16 protein-coding genes are annotated in these 15,146 nt (G+C 72.8%); 9 read left to right on the top strand and 7 right to left on the bottom strand.

What is annotated here, in order from left to right; all coding sequences use genetic code 11:
• Position 1: 1 nt before the first annotated feature.
• A complete protein-coding gene (locus ACFVX6_RS14775) occupies positions 2-1,252 on the top strand; it encodes a styrene monooxygenase/indole monooxygenase family protein (protein WP_389691382.1) in 1,251 nt (416 codons plus the stop codon).
• On the opposite strand, the gene ACFVX6_RS14770 is transcribed toward ACFVX6_RS14775, so the two are convergent.
• The gene (locus ACFVX6_RS14770) at positions 1,213-2,445 is read right to left on the bottom strand and encodes an NlpC/P60 family protein (RefSeq protein WP_389691380.1); all 1,233 of its coding nucleotides are present in this window, start codon (positions 2,443-2,445) and stop codon (positions 1,213-1,215) included. The two genes, ACFVX6_RS14775 and ACFVX6_RS14770, sit on opposite strands and share 40 nt — an antisense overlap.
• 190 nt (positions 2,446-2,635) lie before the next feature.
• Between ACFVX6_RS14770 and ACFVX6_RS14765 the strand changes: the two genes are divergently transcribed.
• Together ACFVX6_RS14765 and ACFVX6_RS14760 are read left to right on the top strand one after the other, a co-directional pair.
• Positions 2,636-3,280: an RNA polymerase sigma factor gene (locus ACFVX6_RS14765; protein WP_389691378.1), complete on the top strand. Its 645-nt coding sequence runs from the start codon at positions 2,636-2,638 to the stop codon at positions 3,278-3,280.
• The gene (locus ACFVX6_RS14760; protein ID WP_389691376.1) at positions 3,277-3,909 is read left to right on the top strand and encodes a hypothetical protein; all 633 of its coding nucleotides are present in this window, start codon (positions 3,277-3,279) and stop codon (positions 3,907-3,909) included. The genes ACFVX6_RS14765 and ACFVX6_RS14760 overlap by 4 nt, the downstream gene beginning before the upstream one ends.
• A 46-nt stretch (positions 3,910-3,955) precedes the next feature.
• Here ACFVX6_RS14760 and ACFVX6_RS14755 read toward each other — a convergent pair whose 3' ends face one another.
• Together ACFVX6_RS14755 and ACFVX6_RS14750 are read right to left on the bottom strand one after the other, a co-directional pair.
• Positions 3,956-4,348, bottom strand: coding sequence for an SHOCT domain-containing protein (locus ACFVX6_RS14755; protein WP_389691374.1), 393 nt, complete (start codon positions 4,346-4,348; stop codon positions 3,956-3,958).
• On the bottom strand, positions 4,348-4,737 hold the full coding sequence (locus ACFVX6_RS14750) for a DUF6325 family protein (protein WP_266881121.1): 390 nt from the start codon (positions 4,735-4,737) through the stop codon (positions 4,348-4,350). Before ACFVX6_RS14750 ends, ACFVX6_RS14755 begins: the two co-directional genes overlap by 1 nt.
• A 109-nt stretch (positions 4,738-4,846) precedes the next feature.
• Here ACFVX6_RS14750 and ACFVX6_RS14745 point away from each other — a divergent pair, with 109 nt between their 5' ends.
• Together ACFVX6_RS14745 and ACFVX6_RS14740 are read left to right on the top strand one after the other, a co-directional pair.
• Positions 4,847-6,217 (top strand): FtsW/RodA/SpoVE family cell cycle protein, encoded by a 1,371-nt coding sequence (locus tag ACFVX6_RS14745; protein WP_389691372.1) that lies wholly within the window; start codon positions 4,847-4,849, stop codon positions 6,215-6,217.
• Positions 6,214-7,674: a penicillin-binding transpeptidase domain-containing protein gene (locus ACFVX6_RS14740; RefSeq protein WP_389691370.1), complete on the top strand. Its 1,461-nt coding sequence runs from the start codon at positions 6,214-6,216 to the stop codon at positions 7,672-7,674. Before ACFVX6_RS14745 ends, ACFVX6_RS14740 begins: the two co-directional genes overlap by 4 nt.
• An 86-nt stretch (positions 7,675-7,760) precedes the next feature.
• Here ACFVX6_RS14740 and ACFVX6_RS14735 read toward each other — a convergent pair whose 3' ends face one another.
• Positions 7,761-8,867, bottom strand: coding sequence for a ferritin-like domain-containing protein (locus ACFVX6_RS14735; RefSeq protein ID WP_389691368.1), 1,107 nt, complete (start codon positions 8,865-8,867; stop codon positions 7,761-7,763).
• A 176-nt stretch (positions 8,868-9,043) separates the two neighbouring features.
• On the opposite strand from ACFVX6_RS14735, the gene ACFVX6_RS14730 reads away from it, so the two are divergent.
• From ACFVX6_RS14730 to ACFVX6_RS14720, 3 genes are all read left to right on the top strand, one after another.
• A complete protein-coding gene (locus tag ACFVX6_RS14730) occupies positions 9,044-9,973 on the top strand; it encodes a diiron oxygenase (RefSeq protein WP_389691366.1) in 930 nt (309 codons plus the stop codon).
• 100 nt (positions 9,974-10,073) lie between these two features.
• Complete coding sequence (locus ACFVX6_RS14725) at positions 10,074-10,790, top strand: TetR/AcrR family transcriptional regulator (RefSeq protein WP_389691364.1); 717 nt, start codon at positions 10,074-10,076, stop codon at positions 10,788-10,790.
• A gap of 77 nt (positions 10,791-10,867) precedes the next feature.
• Positions 10,868-11,158, top strand: coding sequence for a hypothetical protein (locus tag ACFVX6_RS14720; protein ID WP_389691362.1), 291 nt, complete (start codon positions 10,868-10,870; stop codon positions 11,156-11,158).
• A 78-nt stretch (positions 11,159-11,236) separates the two neighbouring features.
• Here ACFVX6_RS14720 and ACFVX6_RS14715 read toward each other — a convergent pair whose 3' ends face one another.
• The 3 genes from ACFVX6_RS14715 to ACFVX6_RS14705 all read right to left on the bottom strand — a co-directional run bounded on the left by ACFVX6_RS14715 (position 11,237) and on the right by ACFVX6_RS14705 (position 14,023).
• Entirely contained in the window at positions 11,237-12,499 is a 1,263-nt protein-coding gene (locus ACFVX6_RS14715; protein ID WP_389691360.1) for a histidine kinase dimerization/phospho-acceptor domain-containing protein, read from the bottom strand.
• On the bottom strand, positions 12,496-13,281 hold the full coding sequence (locus ACFVX6_RS14710) for a hypothetical protein (RefSeq protein WP_389691358.1): 786 nt from the start codon (positions 13,279-13,281) through the stop codon (positions 12,496-12,498). The genes ACFVX6_RS14715 and ACFVX6_RS14710 overlap by 4 nt, the downstream gene beginning before the upstream one ends.
• Before the next feature lie 121 nt (positions 13,282-13,402).
• Entirely contained in the window at positions 13,403-14,023 is a 621-nt protein-coding gene (locus ACFVX6_RS14705) for a hypothetical protein (RefSeq protein WP_389691356.1), read from the bottom strand.
• Positions 14,024-14,247: 224 nt separating this feature from the next.
• On the opposite strand from ACFVX6_RS14705, the gene ACFVX6_RS14700 reads away from it, so the two are divergent.
• The gene (locus tag ACFVX6_RS14700) at positions 14,248-15,039 is read left to right on the top strand and encodes a nuclease-related domain-containing protein (protein ID WP_389691354.1); all 792 of its coding nucleotides are present in this window, start codon (positions 14,248-14,250) and stop codon (positions 15,037-15,039) included.
• The last annotated feature ends 107 nt before the right edge of the window (positions 15,040-15,146 follow it).

Raw genomic sequence — 15,146 nt, 5'->3', positions numbered from 1 at the left:
CATGCGCAAGATACTCGTCGTCGGCGCCGGCCAGTCCGGTCTCCAGCTCGCCCTCGGACTCCAGGCGAAGGGGTACGAGGTCACCCTCATGTCCAACCGGACGGCGGACGAGATCCGCACCGGGCGGGTCATGTCCACCCAGTGCATGTTCGACACGGCGCTCCAGTACGAGCGGGACCTCGGGCTGAACTTCTGGGAGCAGCAGGCGCCGAAGATCGAGGGCCTGGGCGTCTCGGTCTCCGCCCCCGACGGCAGCCGCGCCGTCGACTGGCTCGGCAAGCTGAAGGGCTTCGCCCAGTCCGTCGACCAGCGCGTGAAGATGGCCGGCTGGCTCGACACCTTCGTGCAGCGCGGCGGGCAGCTGGTCATCCACGGCGCGTCCGTCTCCGACCTGGACTTCTTCTCCCGTACGTACGACCTGGTGCTGGTCGCGGCCGGCAAGGGGGAGCTGGTCTCGCTGTTCGGCCGGGACGCGGCCCGCTCTCCGTACGACGCCCCGCAGCGCGCGCTCGCCGTGTCGTACGTGCACGGGCTGGCTCCGCGCCCCGAGCACCCGGAGACGGATGCCGTGCGCTGCAACCTGGTCCCGGGCGTCGGCGAGCTGTTCGTGATCCCGACGCTGACCACCTCGGGGCGGGCGGACATCCTGTTCTGGGAGGGGATCCCGGGCGGACCGGTGGACGCCTTCGGCGGGGTGAAGGACCCTGCGGACCACCTCGCGCTCACGCTGGAGCTGATGGAGAAGTTCACGCCCTGGGAGTACGCGCGGGCGACGAAGGTGGAGCTGACGGACGCGGGCGCCACGCTCGCCGGGCGGTACGCCCCCGTGGTCCGCAACCCCATCGGCCGGCTGCCCGGCGGCGGGCTGGTGCTGGGCGTGGCGGACGTGGTCGTCGCCAACGACCCGATCACCGGGCAGGGTTCCAACTCCGCCGCCAAGTGCGCGGCCTCGTACCTCTCGTCGATCCTCATGCACGGGGACAACCCGTTCGACGAGGCGTGGATGAAGGCGACCTTCGACAAGTACTGGTTCACCAGTGGCAAGCCCGCGACCCAGTGGACGAACGCCATGCTCGGCGTCCCGCCGGAGCACGTGCTGAACCTGATCGGCGCGGCCGGGCAGCTCCAGCCGGTGGCGGATCGATTCGCCAACGGCTTCGACAACCCGGCCGACTTCGACGCGTACTTCTACGACCCCGAGGACGCGGCCGGCTACCTGGCGGACGTCGCGGGCTCGGTCTCGCCGGAGTAGCCCGTATCGTCCCCGTCCGCCGCGGCCCCGCCTGTCTCGGGCAGCGGCGGCGGGGTGAAGGCGCGCAGCGGCGCCCCGTCGGGGTCCGGCCGTACCGCGCCGAGCAGCGGATTCGCGGCGATCGGCGAGACCTTCACCTTCGCGCCCGGGCGGGGCGCCTGGATGACCTTGCCGTCGCCGACGTACAGGGCCACGTGGGTGGCGGTCGGGAAGTACACCACCAGGTCGCCCGGGCGCAGTTCGTCGAGCGGCACCCGGGGCAGCCGGGCCCACTGCTCCTGACTGGTCCGGGGGATCTCGCGGCCCGCGTGCGCCCAGGCCTGCGAGGTCAGCCCGGAGCAGTCGAAGGAGGCCGGACCCTCGGCGCCCCAGACGTACGGCTTCCCGATCTGGGCGGCCGCGTACGTGAGGGCCGTGCCGCCGGCCGCGGTGGGGTTGCGCAGCTGCGCGCCGCCGCTGCCCAGCTTCCCCGAACCGATCAGCTCCCGCTGCGCGGTGGCGGTGTCCTCGGCTTCCCGCGCGTCGAGCTCGGTGAGCTGGTCGGGGCTGAGCGAGGCCAGCATCCGCTCGACCTCCTTGAGCTGCGTGGCGGCCTCCTCCTTGCGCTGCTTGGTCTCCGCGGTCAGCTTCTGCTCGGAATCCAGGGCCTTGCGGGCGGCGGTGGCGAGGGTGTCGGCGTGCTTCTCGCCCCGGGTGAGCCGCTCCAGCGCGGCGGCCCGCCGGGCACCCTCGCGCTCCGCGACCCGGCGCTGGTCCAGGGCCCCTTGGGGGTCGCCGGCGAACAGCATCCGGGCGTACGGGGAGAACCCGCGGCCCCCCTTGTACTGCTCGCGCGCCAGCCGGCCCGTGGTGGTCTGGGCGTCGGTGACGGCGGTACGGGCCTTGCCGAGCTCGGTGCTGAGCCGGCTCTCTTCGCGCTGCCGGGCGGTGAGGGCGGTCTCGGCGGCGTTGTAGGCCTCGGTGGCCTGCTCGGCGCGCTGGTAGAGGCCCTGGAGTCGGGTGAGGAGGACACCGACGGGTTCGGTGGGGGCGGCGGGGGCCGTTGGGGTGTCCGGTGCTGCGGGTGCCCCCGGGGCGGCGGGGGCCGCGGGGGCCGCGGGCTCGGCGTGGGTGACGGGGAGCGGGCCGGCCGTGACGAGGGCTGCGGCGAGGCACGCGGCGCGAAGCAGCCGACGTCTGCGTCGTCGTGACATGGGGTCACCTCCTGGCGGCCGATGCTGCCATGCGCAGTATGACAAATCGCCCACCCGGGGCGGCCGTGCCGCTCCGCTCACCCGGTCGGCGTACGCCCGCCGGCCGGACCCGATGAAACGCTTGATGCGGCTTTCGCCAAGTACGGGGTGAGGGGCCGACGGGGCCCCGCTGACCAGGGGAGGGGCCGGGGTGAACAGCACACACGAGGACGGCGCGGGGGCGGGCGGCGCGCGGGCGGGGAGCAGGGGGAAGGACTCCGGGTGGGCCGGGGCCGGGCCACCGGATCTCCGGACGCCGGAGGGGTTCGGCGCGTTCTACGAGGAGCACATCGACGCCGTGCTCGGGTTCGTCACCCGGCGGGTCACCGACCCGCACCTGGCGGCGGACCTCACGGCCGACATCTTCCTCGCCGCGCTGAAGGACGCGGCCGGCTATCGGCCCGACAGGGGAGTGCCGATCGCCTGGCTCTACGGCATCGCGCGCAACGTCCTGGCGAGCCACGCCCGTGCGGGCGCCCGCGAGCGCGGGGCACTGCAGCGGCTCAGCGGCCGCAGGCTGCTCGACGACCAGGACGTGGCGGCCCTGGAGGAGCGGATAGACGCACAGCGGGCCTTCCGCGACCTGGCCGAGCGGCATGCCGCCCTGTCGGAGCCGCTGCGGGCCGCGCTCGACCTGGTCGTGGTCGACGGCCTCACCCCGGCCGAGGCAGCCCAGGCCCTCGGCGTCACCCAGGCCACCATCCGGGTCCGCCTGCACCGCGCCCGGCGCGCGCTGCGCACCCCGGCGGATCCCCACGTCCCCGCCCCGGCGCAGCAGTTGGAGGTAGCACGATGAGAACCAGGCCCACTGCGTTCGAGGAGCGCCTGAAGGCGGAGCTCGTGGCGATAGCCGCCGACCGGGTGGAATCCGAGGGAGGGGTGGACCTCGGCGCCCGCTCGCCTGCCCGGCGCCTGCGCATACCGCTCGCCGTCGGGCTGGCGGCCACGGCGGCCGTCGGCCTGATAGCCCTGCCGGTCATGGGGGACCAGGGGGGTACGTCCGCCGCGTACGCACTGACCAGGAGCGATGACGGGACCATCACCGTCAAGCTCTTCAACTCGGAGGGGCTCCCGGGCCTGGAGCGGGAGCTCCGGGGCCTGGGTGTCCCGGTGGTGGTGATCCAGCGCAAGCCGCTGGCGGAATGCGACGCGCCCGGTGGCGGGTTCGACGGACCCGTCTGGAACAAGGAGCGTCAGGCCTGGGATCCGTACGAGGACGTCCTCGACGCCAAGGCCGACGAACCACTGCTGAGGATCAACTCCGAGACGGTGAAGCCGGGGCACACGCTGGTGCTCGTCAGGCCGGTCAAGCCGACCGGCGGCATGAACGGTGGCATGGGCTTCGGCACGATGGAGACCTCCAAGCTGCCGTCGTGCATACCGGACTTCCACCTCGAGGGGCCGCTGAACCCGCCCCAGGAGTAGGCGACGAATGTCCTCGGGGCGGGCCGACGGGGAGCCCCGCCCGGGGTCAGCCGGCAAGCAGGCGGGCCTTGGCCGCGGAGAACTCCTCCGGGGTGAGCAGGCCTTCGCGGGCCAGGGCGGCGAGCTGGGTCAGGCGGTCCGTCAGGTCGGCCCCGGGGGAGGCCGGTCCCGGCGGGCCGGGCGGGGGAGCGGTGCGGGCGGCCACGGGCTCCCGGCGGGCGGAGGGGGCCGCCGGGGGCGAGGGGGCCTGGCCGGACTGCGGGGGCGGGTTCGCGCCGGGGGGTGCGGCCGGGGCCTCCGGCGGCTGCGGGGCCGTGGCCGCCGGGTGCTGGGCCGCGTCCCAGACGTAGGCCCCGCGCGCCAGGATTCCGCGCAGCAGGGGGTGGCCCGAGGGGCGCTGGGAGGGGTTCACGACGGAGCCGATGGGGCGGACGAACATCAGGCCACCCCCAGCCGGTCGGCCGGGAGGCGGACGGCTCCTGCGATCCGGCCGCCCGCCGCGCGGACGGCGATGGCGGCATCCTCGGCCCATACGTGTTCGACGACCAGGAGGAGGGCGCAGCTGCCGCGGTCCATCAGTTCAGCCGATTCCCTGACGTCCTCGGGGCCGATCAGCGGGGCCGCCTCCCGGTGGGCGAGCAGGCCCCTGAGTTCGACGAACTCGTCGAACTCCGCCGACAGCACCTCGCCGCCCGCGGTCTTGGTGGCCACCAGCCCGTCGATGAGCCGCACGACCCCGGCCTTGCGCAGCCCCATCACCGCCTCGACCGCCGCGACCCGCAGCTGTTCTTCCGGAAAGGCCAGGACGATGAACTCCGCAGGTCCCATGGAAGGAGACTCCTGATCCGCTACTTCGCTTCCGACCGGTTCTGACGACTCTTCGGCACACTATGACATAAGCGGACATACGGCCCGGCTCCTTGCTACGTTTCCCCGTATGACCGCTCTGACGGCGAAGGTGACGGAACCCGCCCCGCCACCGCCCCCCGACGCCCGTGCGCCCAAGCGTCGCGGAGTCGAGCTGTCGCTGCTCTTCGGCGCCGTCCTGATCGCCGTCCTCGGCCACCTCTACGTGGGGCTCGCCACCACCGGCCACATCCCCGCACCCGCCGCCCACTACGCCGCCGGCCTCGCCGTCGCCGCGCTCGTCGCCCACATCGCCGTCCGCCTGTACGCCCCGTACGCCGATCCGCTGCTGCTCCCGATCGCCGTCCTGCTCAACGGCCTCGGACTCGTCCTCATCCAGCGCCTCGACGTCACCACCCCCGGTCGCGCCACCGCCGATGAGCAACTGCGCTGGTCGGCCCTCGGGGTGGTGCTCTTCGTGCTCGTCGTCGCGCTGCTGCGCGACCACCGGGTGCTCCAGAAGTACGCGTACCTGTCCGTCGCCGTCGCACTCGCGCTGATGCTGGTGCCCGTCTTCTTCCCGGCCGTGAACGGCGCGCACATCTGGATCCGGTTCGCCGGGCTCTCCTTCCAGCCGGGGGAGTTCGCCAAGATCCTGCTCGCCGTCTTCTTCGCCTCCTACCTCGCGGCGAACCGCACCGCCCTGGCCCTCACCGGGCGCACCCTCCTTTGGAAGCTGAGGCTGCTGCCCGGCCGGGTCCTCGGCCCGATCCTGGCCATCTGGCTGCTCTCCGTCGGCGTGCTCGTCCTGGAGCGCGACCTCGGGACCTCGCTGCTCTTCTTCGGCCTCTTCGTGATCATGCTGTTCACGGCCACCGGCCGGATCGGCTGGATCGCGATCGGGCTGCTGCTCGCGGCCGTGGGCGCGTACGCGGTCGGGACGTTCGAGCCGCACGTGAACAGCCGCGTGGACGACTGGCTGAATCCTTTCGCCTCCATCGAGCGCGGCGACGGCCCCGGCCAGCTCGCCCAGTCGCTCTTCGCCTTCGGGGCCGGTGGACTGCTCGGCGCCGGGCTCGGCCACGGCCAGTCCTTCCTCATCGGGTTCGCCGCCAAGTCCGACTTCATCCTCGCCACCGCCGGGGAGGAGCTCGGCCTCGTCGGCCTCACCGCGATCCTGCTCCTCTACGGGCTCCTCGTCGCCCGCGGTTTCCGCGCCGGGCTGGCGCTGCGCGACCCCTTCGGGCGGCTCCTCGCCACCGGACTCGCCTCGATCGTCGCGCTCCAGGTGTTCGTCATCGCCGGCGGAGTCACCGGGCTGATCCCGCTGACCGGCATGGCGATGCCCTTCCTCGCCCAGGGCGGCTCCTCCGTGGTCACCAACTGGATCATCGTCGCCCTCCTCATCCGGCTCAGCGACAGCGCCCGCAGGCCCGGACCGGCCGAGGAGGCCGACGCGTGATCCGATACATCCGCTGGTGCGCGTACTTCTGCGCCCTGCTGCTCGTCGCCCTGCTGGTCAACGTCGGTCGCGTACAGGTCTGGGAGGCCGCGGGCTACGGCGCCAACCCGGCGAACAAACGCCCCGCCATCGAGCGGTACGCGGAACCGCGCGGGGACATCACCGTCGACGGCCGTCCCGTCACCGGCTCCCGGGACAGCCGCCAACTGCTGCGCTACGAGCGCACGTACAAGAACGGACCGCTCTACGCGCCCGTCACCGGCTTCGCCTCCCAGACCTACGGGACCAGCTTCCTGGAACGCGCCGAGGACCCTGTCCTCTCCGGCACCGACCCCGGGCTCTCGGCCTTCCCGCTCTGGTACGAGCTCTCGCGCGGCCGCCCCGGCGGCGGCGACGCCGCCACCACGATCCGGGCGAACATGCAGCTGGCCGCGTACACCGGGCTCGCGGGCAAGCGGGGCGCGGTCGCCGCCGTGGAGCCGGCCACGGGCAAGATCCTCGCGCTGGTCAGCAGCCCTTCCTACGACCCGGCGGTGCTCTCCGGCACCGGGCCGAAGGTCAAGGAGGCCTGGGAGAAGCTCAACGCGGACCCCGCCAAGCCGATGCTCAACCGCGCGCTGCGCGAGACGTACCCGCCCGGCTCCACGTTCAAGATCGTGACGGCGGCCGCGGCCCTCGACGCGGGCGTGGTCACCGACGTGGACGCGCCGACCGAGACCCCGGACCCGTACCCGCTGCCGGGCACCAGCACCCTGCTGCCGAACGCCGGCACGGGCTGCGCCGACGCCTCGATGGCGGACGCGGTGCAGTGGTCGTGCAACACGGTGATGGCGAAGATCGGCGTACAGGTCGGGCTGCGCGGGATGACGGAGGCGGCGCGGCGGTTCGGCTTCAACGACGCGGGGCTGCGGGTGCCGGCCTGGGTGTCGCGGTCGAACTTCGACACCGACATGAGCCCCGACCAGCTGGCCCTGTCCGCGATCGGCCAGTTCAACACCAAGGCCACCCCACTGCAGATGGCGATGGTCGCGGCGGCCGTCGCCAACGGCGGGGAGCTCAAGGCCCCCTACCTGGTGGACCGCACGACACAGGACGACGGGGACCCGGTCCGGCGCGCCGACCAGCGCAGTCTCGGCCGGGCCATGACCCCGCCGACCGCGATGCGGATGCAGGAGCTCATGGTGAAGGTGGTGGAGAACGGCACCGGCCGCAACGCGGCGATCCCCGGCGCCGTGGTCGGCGGCAAGACCGGCACGGCCCAACACGGCGTCGGCAACGCGGGTACCCCGTACGCCTGGTTCATCTCCTGGGCCAAGCCGGAGGGCGGCCGGCCGCCGGCCGTGGCGGTCGCGGTGGTCGTCGAGGACGCGTCGGCCGTCCGCGGGGACATCAGCGGCAACGGCGCGGCCGCGCCGATCGCCCGGGCGGTGATGGAGGCGGCACTGTCCGCCCACTGAACCGGCCGCGGGGAGCCGGCCGTTCGACGAGCCCGCCCCCACGGGTCTGCCCCACGGCTCGGCCCCACGGCTCTGCCCGCGCGGCCCTACCCGCCCGCGCCCTCCGTGATGGCCTCCGCCACCTCCGCCACCCGCTGTTCCTCCTCGGCCGCGAACCTCTCCCGGTCGAGGGCCTCGGCGATCTCCTCGTCCTGGCTCATCAGCAGGTCCAGGTTGGAGCTCCCCATCTCGAAGACGCCCATGTCCAGGTACGCCTTCTGCAGCCGCTCGCCCCACAGCCCGATGTCCTTCACGCACGGCACGATCCGGCTGAAGAGCAGCTTGCGGAAGAGCGCCAGGAACTCCGACCGCTCGCTGAACTCCTCCGCCTCGGCGCGCGAGATGCCGAAGTTCTCCAGCACCTCCACCCCGCGCAGCCGGTCCCGCATCAGGTAGCAGCCCTCGATCACGAACTCCTCGCGCTCGCGCAGCTCGGCGTCCGACAACTGCTTGTAGTAGTCGCGCAGGGCCATCCGCCCGAAGGCCACGTGCCGCGCCTCGTCCTGCATCACGTAGGCCAGGATCTGCTTGGGCAGCGGCTTGTTCGTGGTGTCGCGGATCATCCCGAAGGCGGCCAGCGCCAACCCCTCGATGAGCACCTGCATGCCCAGGTACGGCATGTCCCAGCGGGAGTCGCGCAGGGTGTCGCCGAGCAGTCCCTGCAGGCTGTCGTTGATCGGGTAGAGCATCCCGATCTTCTCGTGCAGGAACCGTCCGAAGATCTCCGCGTGCCGGGCCTCGTCCATGGTCTGCGTGGCGGAGTAGAACTTCGCGTCGAGGTCCGGCACCGACTCGACGATGCGTGCCGCGCACACCATCGCGCCCTGTTCACCGTGCAGGAACTGGCTGAAGTTCCATGCGCTGTAGTGCCGGCGCAGCTCGCCCCGGTCCCGTTCCGTGAGTTTGGCCCAATGCCGGGTGCCGTGCAGCGGAAGCGCCTCGTCCGGGGTGCCCAGGGGATCGTACGGATCCACCTCGATGTCCCAGTCGATGCGCTTGGCACCGTCCCACTGCTTGTCCTTGCCCTTCTGGTACAGGGCCAGCAGCCGTTCGCGGCCGCCGTCGTACTCCCAGCTGAAACGGGCATTGCCGGATGCGGGGACCGGCCACACGGTCTCGCCCGGATCGTTGGTGTAGAGCTCGTGCGTCGACACTGACGCCCCCTCGCCTCACGTAGCCGCGTACTTCCGTACGGGACCGGACAGTTGGCAGCGTCACACGTTGGTAGACGCGCGGTCAACAAGTCGTGCGCGAGGGATTGACGGCCTTGCTGACAGGCAGTCTCATAAGGAGTGACCGCCGGTAACTCGACGCAGAGGTGTCCGAAGCCATGACCACCGTGACCGAACGAGCCGAGCTGCGCGACGCCCTCGGCCTGCTCAAGGACCGCGAGCAGATCGCCGAGCGACTGCTCGAATCCTCGGCCAAGCACTCCTTCGACCCGGACAAGGAACTCGACTGGGACGCCCCGCCCATCGACGGCAAGTACTACTGGCCGCCGGAGCTGCTCTCCCTCTTCGACACCCCGCTCTGGAAGAAGATGGGCGAGGAGCAGCGCATCGAACTCTCCCGCCACGAGGCGGCGGCGCTCGGCTCGCTCGGCATCTGGTTCGAGATCATCCTCATGCAGCTGCTGGTCCGGCACATCTACGACAAGTCCCTGACCAGCAACCACGTCAGGTACGCCCTCACCGAGATCGCCGACGAGTGCCGCCACTCGATGATGTTCGCCCGCATGATCAAGACGGGTGGCGCCCCCGAGTACCCGGTCTCCCGCGCCAACCACAACCTGGCCCGCGTCCTGAAGACCGTCTCCACCACCCCCGGCTCCTTCGCCTGCACCCTCCTCGGCGAGGAGGTCCTCGACTGGATGCAGCGCCTGACCTTCCCGGACGAGCGCATCCAGCCCCTCGTCCGCGGAGTCACCCGCATCCACGTCATCGAAGAGGCGCGCCACGTCCGCTACGCCCGCGAGGAACTGCGCCGCCAGATGCTCACCGCCCCGCGCTGGGAGCAGGAACTCACCCGCGTGAGCTGCGGCCAGGCCGCCCGCGTCTTCTCGCAGGCCTTCGTGAACCCCCAGGTCTACGACAACATCGGCCTCGACCGGCGCGAGGCGCTCGCCCAGGTCAAGGCGAGCGGCCACCGCCGGGAGGTCATGCAGACCGGAGCCAAGCGGCTCACCGACTTCCTGGACGACATAGGCGTGATATGCGGGGTCGGCCGCAAGCTCTGGAAGAGCTCGGGGCTCCTCGCCTGAACACCCCTCACCCCGGGGTCTGTCGTCAAACTCCCGTCGTGTGGCAGGCGGGAGTTTGACGACGGACCCCAGGGCCACGGGGTGCGGCTACCCTGCGGACATGACAGCCGTACGGGCGTACCGCAGGATGAGCGTCGAGGAGCGCCGGGCCCAGCTCCTCGACGCGGCCCTGACGTTGTTCGCACACCGGGCGCCGGAGGAGGTCTCGCTGGACGACGTGGCCGAGGCCGCCGGTGTCTCGCGCCCCCTCGTCTACCGCTACTTCCCCGGCGGGAAGCAGCAGCTCTACGAGGCCGCCCTGCGCTCGGCCGCCGACGTCCTGCGGCTCTGCTTCGCCGAACCCCAGGCCGGCCCCCTGACCCAGCGGCTCTCCCGGGCCCTGGACCGGTACCTCGCCTTCGTCGACGAACACGACGCCGGTTTCTCCGCCCTCCTCCAGGGCGGCAGCGTGGTCGAAACCTCCCGCACCACCGCCACCGTCGACGGCATCCGCCGGGCGGCCGCCGAGGCGATCCTCTTCCACCTCGGCGTGCCGGCCCCCGGCCCGCGCCTGCGCATGATGGTGCGCACCTGGATCACGGCGGTCGAGGCCGCCTCGCTGATCTGGATCGACGAGGGCAAGCAGCCGGAGATCGACTCGCTCCGGGACTGGCTGGTGGACCAGTTCATCGCCCTCCTCGCGGCCACGTCCGCCACCGACCCGGAGACGGCCGCGGCGGCCCGCGCCGCCCTCGCGCTCGAATCGGCGGACGGTCCGGTGGGGGTACTGGCCCGCCGGGTGATCCCCGTGGTCTCCGAAGCGGCCCACCTGCTGTGACCCCTGAACCGCTGTGACCCCTGAACAGCTGTGACCCTGAACAGCTGTGATGGCCGAGAAGCTGTGAGACTGGAGGGGTGAGAAGCCAACCCACCCCCTTCGAGGGCGGCCCGATGGACGGTCGGTCCCTCCCGATCCTCCTCGGCCCGACCGGCCACCCGTCCAAGTGGTACGAGATCCCGGTCCCGGCCCCGGACGGCGGCGCCCCCACGGTGCTGCTCTACGAGCGGGTCCCGGCGGGGTACTCCAAGCGCCTCGGGCTGCAGAAGGGGTGGAAGTACGTCTACGCCCCGGACGGCCAGAAGCCGAAGCTCCGCTGGCCCTGGACCAAGCCGACCCCGCCCGGCCCGGCCGCACCGGGGGAGTGACGGCGGGGCGTCGCCCCGCGGCAGCCGGGCGTCGGGTCACGGCAGCCGGGCGGCACGTCACGGCAGCCGGGGCTCAGATCACGGCAGCCGGGCCTCGACCAGGGTCAGTACGGCCTCCGCCCCGCCCGCCCCGTCCTCGGTGGGCTCCGCCTGCCGGAACACCAGCCCGGCCCCGATGACCTCCGCCTGTCCCACCGCGATCGTCAGCCCCAGCCCGTGCCCCTTGCTCCCGCCCCCGGTGCGGAACCGCTGGGGCCCGTGGGACACGAGGTACTCGGGATAGCCGTCGCCGTGGTCCCGTACCGTCACCACCGGTCCGTCCACCGTCACCACCACCGGCGCCCGCCCGTGCTTGTGGGCATTGGCGACCAGGTTCCCCAGCACCCGCTCCAGCCGCCGCCGGTCGGTCTCCACGTGCGCGTCCCGGACCACCACGACCTCCGTATCGGTCCCCGAGGCCCGCACCACCCGCCGCGCGAGACGCCCGAGCTGGTGCAGGTCCGTCTCCACCACCTCGCTGCCCGAGTCGAGCCGGGAGATCTCCAGCAGGTCCTCCGTCAGCTGCCGCATCGTGCGCACCCGCTCCTGCACCAGCTCCGTCGCCCTCCCCTCGGGCAGCAGCTCCGATGCCGCCTGCAGACCGGTCAGCGGGGTCCGCAGCTCGTGCGCGACGTCCGCCGTGAACCGCTGCTCCCGCTGGAGCTTCGTCTGCAGGCTGCCCGCCATCGTGTCCAGGGCCGCCGCCACCGTCGCCACCTCGTCCTGGTGCCGCGAGGGGTCCTTCGTGCGCGGGTCCCCGACCCGTGCGTCCAGGTCGCCCTGGGTGATCCTGCGGGCCGCCGTCGCCGTCTGGTGCAGCCGCCGCGTCACCCGCGTCACGGCGAAGGCGCCGAACAGCAGCGTCCCGCCGATGGCCAGTACCGACGAGCCGATGATCGCGTTGTCCAGCCCGGTGATCGTGCGTGCGCTCTGCCCGTAGTCGACGGCCGTGGCCAGCGCCTTCCCGTCCGCCGGGGCCGCCGCCCACATCAGCTGACGGCCCCCGTCCTGCGCCACGAGCGTCCCGCGCTGTCCGGAGAGGGCCAGCGCGCGCAGCCGGTCCGGCAGCCCGGCCGGATCCAGCCCGGACCCCGGCGGCAGCACCTCGCCGGCCTCGTAGGCGCGCGAGGCGTCGGTCAGCTTGCCCAGCGCCTTCTCGCGGGCCGTCGCGACGGTCTGCCGGGTCACCTCCACGTGCACGAGCACACCCAGCACCGCCGCGAGCGAGCAGCACATCAGCACGATGAAGCACGCCGACTTCCAGGTCAGCGTCGCCGTCCACGAGGGCAGCCGGAGCCTCACGGCGACGCTCCCGTGGAGCCGGGGCTCGGGGACGGGGACGGGCTCGGGGCCCTGCGCGGGCCGGTGCTGCCGGGCACCCGGACGATCTGCTCCCAGGTCGGCAGCATCGAGCGCTGCGTCTCGTCCCAGGACCAGGTGGTGTTCACCTCGTAGCCGGCGTTGCCGCTGGGCACGCGCAGGATCACGTCCCGTCCGGCGAGCTCGACGCTGATGACCGTGTCGGTGGTGGCCATGATCCGGTTGAGCCGGCCCTCCGCGTCCGCCGTGTACACGCGTACGGACATCTGCTGATCCGGGTATTCGATGCCGACGATCAGCTCGTCCTTGCCATTGCCGGTGAGGTCCCGGTAGTACGGCGTCAGCACCGGACACTTCCTCGGATCGGCCCCGTCCGCCCCGCACTCCTTGATCGCGGCGACGGTCTCGGGCGGCATCCCGTCGGGGCCGGTCTGCACGTTCGGGTGGGCCCGCAGCTCGGCCTGCACCAGGGTCGCCGGGTCGATCGCGTGCACGTTCTGGTCCTGGACGGGCGCGATCCCCGGTACGTACTCGGGCGGCGCGCCCCCCGGATCGGCGGGCGGTACGACGGCCCCCGCGCGCCCCGGCCACAGATGTACGGGCCCGCTCGCGGTCGGGGTCGCCCCGGCAGCGGCCAGCCCGCCGGTGTCACCGCAGGCGCTCGCCAGCGGCAGCAGCAGGGCGGCCAGCAGACCGACCCGGACACGCCGGCGCCGGCCCCGGTGTCCGGGACCGGGGGAGGGAACGGGTCCGGATCCGATCACCCGTCGAGCCTCCTCTCCCATGAGCGTGTGCCCGTCCACAGTAGGCAGAGCCGCATCGTTTCTGCCCGTGAGCTCGGGCCCGAGGACCGAGGCGGCGGCGAGGCGAGGAAGCGTCGGCCGCCTACGCGTCCGTACGCCCGCGGCGCAGCATGGCGAAGCCCAGCCCGGCGGCGCCGATCGCCGCAATGCCGCCGCCCGCGGCGAGCAGCAGCATGCCGTCGCCCGGGCCGTCGGCCAGTGTGTTCAGGCCCAGCGCCTCGACGGTCCCCGTACCCGAGCGCGGAGACGCGGAGACGGGGACGGCCCGGCCGTCGCGGCTCGCGGTCTTGTGCCCGGCAGGGCTTCCGGCGCCGGAGTCCTCCGTACCGCTCCCGCTGCCGGGGCCGGCCCAGGAACTGAGCCGGCCGTCTGACCGCAGCGCGAGGTGCATCTCCCCGGCGTCGCCGAAGCCGGTGCTGCCGTCACGGCTGGTCAGGGTGGCGGCGGTGGAGCCGTCGGGGTTGAGGATCTCGGCCTGGTAGGCGCCCTGGGCCACGCGGTACACGTGCGCCGTGGAGACGCCGTCGGCGAGCGACACGGTCTTGACCAGGGTCCGCGGGGCGGTCACGCCCTGCGCGGAGGAAGCCGACGGCACCCCGTCGGCGAGCGCGGCCGCCGCGGGGAACGCCAGCAGGGTGCCGGCACCCACAGCCACGGCGGCGGCGCGTACGAGAGTGCGGCGGCTGCGGCTCACGGTGTTCACGGGAGGTCCTTCGGTGCAGGTCAGGCCCTGGGCTGTCCAGGTGGGATAAACGTATGCACCGGCCGTTGCGGTAACCCGTTGCTTCTGTAACAGACATGCCTCAGCGACCCGGCGGAGTCGTTACACACGCCACCGGCCCCGCGGCACGCACTGCGGGCCCGACCCCACCGGGGGATTGCCGCGGGGCGCCCGGGCTGCTCCCATGGACGGCGGGGGTGAGGACGATGGCTTCGAGGGGACTGAAGGTACTGCCGAGCGGCCGGCCGGGCCGCGGTCGGCTGTACGTGAACCTGCCCGACGGCAGGGCCGTGGCCTGGTACGACCGGCGGGCCAACCGGATCAGCGTGCTGGCGGACGAGCGCCGCGAGGAGATCCTGACGGCGTTGCGCCCCTACCTCACCGGAACCGTGGCCATCGGCCCGCCACCCGTCCCCACGGCCGAGGACCTGCTCCGCCTGTCCCTCCCGCCCGATGAGGACCTGGCCCCGAACCGCCCGGGGGAGGCCCTGATCGGAGCCCTCACGTACGGCACCGCGGGCACCCGCGCCCGGCACCGGCTCCGCCAGGAGCTCACGGTGAGGCAGCGGATGGGCGAGGTGCTGGACGCCCTGGCGGAGACGGAGGACTGGCAGGTCCTGCACTCGATCCACGGCATCGCGGACCACCTGCTCATCGGACCGCCCGGCGTCTTCTGCATCCGCACGGTCCCGGGCCGCCGCCAGCGCGCGGCGATCGGCGACCTCCTCCTCACGGTGGGCCGCGCCGACCCCACCCCGGCCCCCCGCGAGGCCCGCCGCGCGGCGGCCTACGTGACCCGCGCCCTCTCCACCCCGGTGACCCCGGTCCTGGCAGTGGTCGACGCGACCCGCCTGGAGGTCACCCCCACCCTCCGCGACGTCCGCATCCTCACCCCCGCGACAACGTCAACCTTCCTGACCAACACCCCCACCACCCTCAAGCCCCCGGAGGTGGAAGCCCTCTACACCACAGCCAGAGACCGCCGAACCTGGCACTGACACCCCCGGCGCGCGATGCACAGGGTCTCTCCAGCCGTCCGGCGCTCGCGACGAGGGCCCGGAGATTTCAGCCGTCCGGCGTTTGAGGACCGGGGTCTGGGGCGGAG

This window comes from Streptomyces sp. NPDC058289, assembly GCF_042880975.1.
Classification (GTDB): domain Bacteria; phylum Actinomycetota; class Actinomycetes; order Streptomycetales; family Streptomycetaceae; genus Streptomyces; species Streptomyces stoeckheimensis.
This window is presented reverse-complemented; position numbering and strand designations above follow the sequence as displayed.